4 protein-coding genes are annotated in these 5,202 nt (G+C 68.6%); 2 read left to right on the plus strand and 2 right to left on the minus strand.

Features of this window, described 5'->3' with window-relative positions:
- Window positions 1-92 precede the first annotated feature (92 nt).
- Together ACO6D5_RS29445 and ACO6D5_RS29450 are read left to right on the plus strand one after the other, a co-directional pair.
- Window positions 93-1,472 carry an MFS transporter gene (locus ACO6D5_RS29445; protein WP_485827347.1) on the plus strand — a complete coding sequence of 460 codons (1,380 nt, stop codon included), beginning with the start codon at window positions 93-95 and terminating at the stop codon, window positions 1,470-1,472.
- A 151-nt stretch (window positions 1,473-1,623) separates the two neighbouring features.
- Window positions 1,624-3,222, plus strand: coding sequence for a methyl-accepting chemotaxis protein (locus tag ACO6D5_RS29450; RefSeq protein WP_485827348.1), 1,599 nt, complete (start codon window positions 1,624-1,626; stop codon window positions 3,220-3,222).
- 48 nt (window positions 3,223-3,270) lie between these two features.
- On the opposite strand, the gene ACO6D5_RS29455 is transcribed toward ACO6D5_RS29450, so the two are convergent.
- Window positions 3,271-4,035 carry a carbon-nitrogen hydrolase family protein gene (locus ACO6D5_RS29455; RefSeq protein WP_485827349.1) on the minus strand — a complete coding sequence of 255 codons (765 nt, stop codon included), beginning with the start codon at window positions 4,033-4,035 and terminating at the stop codon, window positions 3,271-3,273.
- Between the two features lie 141 nt (window positions 4,036-4,176).
- Window positions 4,177-5,202, minus strand: a 1,026-nt coding sequence (gene hutI, locus ACO6D5_RS29460; RefSeq protein ID WP_485827350.1) for an imidazolonepropionase, incomplete at its 5' end; no start/stop codon positions are given.

Genomic DNA, 5,202 nt, shown 5'->3' on the forward strand with positions numbered 1-5,202 from the left:
GCTGACGAAGCGTTGAATCCCGATGCGGCATTAGAATCAGTCCTCCTGATTCCGGACGCACCGCCCGGACGCCTCGCCCGTTCCACGCCCCCATGCTCTCGTTCTCCCGCAATACCGTCTATCCGGCCGGTGCCGGTTTGCCTGCTTCCGAGCGTTTAGGCGCGCTGCTGGCCGTGATGCTGGCGGTCTGCATGGCCAGCTTGGACACGGCCATCGCCAACACGGCGTTGCCCACCATCGCGCGTGATCTGCAGGCCAGCGACGCGGGGTCGATCTGGGTCATCAGCGGCTATCAGCTGGCCATGGTGGCCGGACTGCTGCCCGCTGCGGCGCTGGGCGAGATCCTGGGCCATCGGCGCGTCTATATCGTGGGGCTGGTGATGTTCGTCGTGTCGTCGCTGGCCTGCGGGCTGGCGCCGTCCCTGCCAGCGCTGGTGGTGGCGCGGATCCTGCAAGGCCTGGGCGCGGCCGGCGTGATGAGCGTGAACGGAGCGCTGCTGCGCTTTATCTATCCCTCGCACATGCTCGGCCGCGGGCTGGGCCTGAACGCGATGGTGGTCGGCCTGTCGTTCGCGGCTGGCCCCACCGCGGCGTCCGCCATCCTGCTGCTGGGGTCCTGGCACTGGCTGTTCCTCATCAACGTGCCCATCGGCATCGTGGCCGCCGTGCTGGCCCTGCGCGGCCTGCCGGAGACGGCGCGCGCCCCGCACGGTTTCGACGGCATCGCCGCCTTGCTGTGCGCATTGACGCTGGGCCTGTTCGTGCTGGGGTCCAATGAACTGGCGCATGGCGCGCCCTGGCCGCGCGTGACGCTGGAATGGGGTGGCGCCATCGCCAGCCTATGGCTGCTGATGCGCCGCCAGGCCGGCCACCCCGCGCCGATCCTGGCCGTGGACTTGCTGCGCCGGCCCTTGTTCGCGCTGTCGGCCGCCACGGCGGTCTGCGCCTTCGCCGCCCAGGCGCTGGCGTTCGTGTCGCTGCCCTTTTTGTTCCAGTCCGTGCTGGGCTACAGCCAGGTGCATACGGGTTTCCTGATCACGCCCTGGCCGGTCGTGGTCGCCATCATGGCGCCGATCGCCGGGCGCATGTCCGACCACTATCCGGCGGGCATCCTGGGCGGCATCGGCCTGGCGCTGCTGGCCTTGGGGCTGGTACTGCTGGCCCTGATGCCCGCGGCGCCGTCGGTGTGGGACATCTCGTGGCGCATGGCCATCTGCGGCGCGGGGTTCGGCTTTTTCCAATCGCCCAACCTGCGCGCCATCATGACGTCGGCGCCCGCCTCGCGGGCCGGCGGCGCCAGCGGCATGATCGGCACCGTGCGCCTGTTGGGCCAGGCCAGCGGCGCCGCGCTGGTGGCCGCGTGCTTCCACGTGTCCTCCACACATGGTGCGATCGCCGCCTTGTGGCTTGGCGGCCTGTGCGCCGCGCTGGCCTGCATCGCCAGTTTTTCCCGCTTGCGTTTCAACACGTGAAAGCGCTAACAAGCAACATTGTTGCGTGATTTTTCGATATATTCTGCGATCGAGCCGATATATTCGTAAGTTGTGAAACAGCGGCTAAATATCGCTGAAGCCGGGTCGTTGTTGTCGATGCAGCACTCGCTGTATCAGGGATACGACTCGCATGACACAGTTCTTGAAAGACATCACCATCCGCCGCATGATCCTGTGCACCCTGCTCATGATCAGCGCCTTGCTCACCGGCCTGTCGGCCATCAGCGTCAACGGACTGCATAGCGCCGGCGAAGCGCTCGCCGCCAGCAACGAACTCCTTCACGAAGTCTCCGCCCTGTCCCGGGTCAACGATCAGGTCATGCGCGCGCGGCTGCGGCTGTCGCGCCAGCTGGAATACGCCAGCGCGGGCCAGACCGCCCAGGCGGCGGAAGAAGGCCGCAGCATCGACGCCGCGCTGGACGAAGCCCGGCGGCAGCAAACGGCATTTGTGGCACTGGCGCGCAAAGACGCCCCGGCCGCCCTCCTGGACCCCATGCAAGCGAGCTTCGACGCCCTGGTCACCGGCGGCATCGCGGTCCAGCGCCAGCACCTGGAGGCGGGTGACATCACGCGCGCCCGCGCGCACGCCGCCAGCGCCGTCGTGACGGCCAGCCGTGCCTTCGGCAAAAGCATCGAGAACTACGAGGCCTACGCCAAGCAGCGTGAAATCCAGCTGTGGGACGACGCCGCCGCCAAGCGCCAGCATGCCTACATCGGCATGGGCATCGTGCTGGCCATCTGCCTGTTGCTGCTGGTGCTCGGCGACCGCTACGTCGTGACGTTCGTGCGGCGGCCGCTGGAGACGATCAAGGACCATTTCCGCCGTATCGCCGGCGGCGACCTGACCACGCCCATCGCGCCCTATGGCCGCAACTGCGCCGGCCAACTCGTTCCCTACCTGCAGGAAATGCAGGCCAGCCTGGTGCGTACGGTCCACGCGGTGCGCGACGGCGTGGTCGAGATCCATGCCGGATCCAGCGAGATCGCCGCTGGCAACCAGGACCTGTCCAGCCGCACCGAACAGCAGGCGGCGTCCCTGGAGCAGACGGCCGCCAGCATGGAACAACTGCTGTCCACCGTGACCAGCAACGCCGAAAACGCCCGCCAGGCCAACCAGATGGCCGCCGTTGCCAGCGACGTGGTGCAACGTGGCGGCCACGCGGTGAAAGAGGCGGTGAGCACCATGCGCGAGATCGCGCAGGACGCCGGCCGGATCGAAGACATCGTGAGCGTCATCGACGGCATCGCCTTTCAGACCAACATCCTGGCGCTGAACGCGGCGGTGGAAGCAGCCCGGGCCGGTGAAGAGGGCAAGGGCTTTGCGGTCGTAGCCGCCGAAGTGCGCTCGCTGGCACAGCGCAGCGCGGGCGCGGCCAAAGAGATCAAGCAATTGCTCAGCGCATCGGGCGCCACCGTGCAGGCCGGGTCGGCACAGGTCGAAGCCGCCGGCCGCACGATGGAGGAGATCCTGGCGACCATCGAACGCCTGACGCTGCTGGTCAGCGAGATTGCGACCGCGTCGCAGGAACAGGTGACCGGCATCGATCAGGTGAACACGGCCGTGAACCAGATGGATCAGGTGACGCAGCAGAACGCCGCCCTGGTCGAAGAAGCCGCGGCGGCCGCGTCTTCGCTGGAGACGCAGGCGCAGCGGCTGCAGGGCGCCGTCAGCGCATTCCGGCTGCCCGCGTTGACCCAGGACCCGCGCGTCTTGGCGATCACCGCCTGAACCCGCCATGCACGCGGGCGCCGGCCGGCGCCCGCGCCGGATTCCGCGTCATTCCCGCACGTAGCACGGGTACAGCGCCTGCTGCGCCCGCGACCGGGCCGGGTCCACGTCGATCACCACGATCGATTCGCTGTCGGTCGACTGAGCCAGCGGCTCGCCGTCGGGCTGGAAGGCGAAGGCGCGCCCCCCGAACACCTGCCCGTCGGCCGTGCGGCCTGCCCGGTTGGAACTGACGACATAACAGCCGGACACCAGCGCGGCCATCGCGCCCGCCGTCATCCAGCGCCCAATGGAAGCGCCGCTTGCGCGCGGCACCACGATCAGTTCAGCGCCGTCGCGGCCATAGCGGCGCGCGCGCTCGTTGAACATCAGCTCGGTGCACAACTGCACGCCCAGGCGGATGCCGCCCACCTCGACAACGTCGAAGCCCGCCAGCGCAGGTTCAAACCACGTGGCTTCGAAAAAACCCGGTTCCTGCGGGAAATACTGCTTGTGATGCAACCGGGTATATCGCCCGCCCTGCAAGGCGAAGGCTTCGTTGGCCAGTCGGTCTGCAGCCGGCACCGGACGCGACGACACGATGGCGGGCACGTCCAACGCCGCCAACGCCGCCAGCCCGGCCTCGTGGATGCGCACCGACTCGGCCGCCAGCGCCGCGTCATAGTCGGGCAGCGCCGCCAGCCACGGGCCGAACGGCATCTCGTTGGTGACCAGCAGGTCGGGCGCCAGTTCGCTGATGCGATCGGCGATGCCCTCCCAGGTGGCGCCTTCCGGCGCCAGGTCCACCGGCCCCTCCATCATGCAGATCCGCATACGTTTCCTCCACGCTGTCGTCTTCGCGCGCCCGCCATCGGGCGCCTTCCGCCAGCATCGTAGAACGCCGCGACGCCCAATGGCGCGGCCGCACCGCATCAGGTCCGGATCGGACGCCTATTGGTCCGAATCCGGCGCCGTTCAAGACAAGGCGGCCACATCCACCCAGGCGCCATGCCGGACGATGCGCTTGGGCAGATCGCCACCGACCCAATACGCCAGTTCCGACGGATGCGCGACCTCCCATGCCACGAAGTCCGCGACCCTGCCCTCAGCCAGCACGCCGTGGGTCGCCTGCAACCCCAAGGCGCGGGCCGCATGCGTCGTGACGCCCGCCAGCGCCTCTTCGGGCGTCATCCGAAAGAGGGTGCAGGCCATGCTGAGCATCAGCCGCAATGACAGCACGGGCGAGGTCCCGGGGTTCAGGTCGGTGGAGATTGCAATCGGCACGCCGTGCCGGCGCAGCAGATCCAACGGTGGCAACTGGGTTTCGCGCAGCGCGTAGAAGGCGCCCGGCAGCAGCACGGCCACGGTGCCGGCTCCGGCCATCGCCACGACATCGCTTTCCGTGAGGTATTCCAGGTGGTCCGCCGACAGGGCGCCGTAGCGCGCCGCCAGCGTGGCCCCGTGCAAGGAAGACAGCTGCTCGGCATGCAGCTTGACCGGCAGGTCCAGATGCGCCGCGGCTTTGAACACGCGCTCTACCTGTTCCGGCGAGAACGCCAGATGCTCGCAGAACGCGTCGACCGCGTCGACCAGGCCTTCGGCCGCCAACACGGGAAGGATGCGGCGGGCCACTTCGTCAATGTAATCGTCGGCGCGCCCGGCATACTCGGGCGGCAAGGCATGCGCGGCCAGGCAGGTGGCCCGGACCGTCAGCGGCAGCGTATGGCCCAGGCGCCGCGCCACCCGCAGCATTTTGCGTTCGTTGGGCAAGTCCAGCCCGTAGCCGGACTTGACCTCCAGGGTGGTGACGCCGTCCCCCAACAGGTGCAAGGCCCGCCGGCGCGCACTGGCGTACAGCGCGTCTTCGGAGGCCTGGCGCGTGGCGCGCACGGTGCTGGCGATGCCGCCGCCTTGCGCCGCGATCGTGGCGTAGTCCACGCCCTGCAGGCGCTGTTCGAATTCCACGCTGCGGTTGCCGCCGAACACCAGGTGCGTGTGGCA

This window comes from Achromobacter sp. (assembly GCF_057314935.1).

What these genes read in the sequence shown, in the direction of transcription:
- ACO6D5_RS29445 (WP_485827347.1), top strand. Translation starts at nt 93, where the DNA reads ATGCTCTCGTTCTCCCGCAATACCGTCTATCCGGCCGGTGCCGGTTTG.
- ACO6D5_RS29450 (WP_485827348.1), top strand. Translation starts at nt 1,624, where the DNA reads ATGACACAGTTCTTGAAAGACATCACCATCCGCCGCATGATCCTGTGC.
- ACO6D5_RS29455 (WP_485827349.1), bottom strand. Translation starts at nt 4,035, where the DNA reads ATGCGGATCTGCATGATGGAGGGGCCGGTGGACCTGGCGCCGGAAGGC.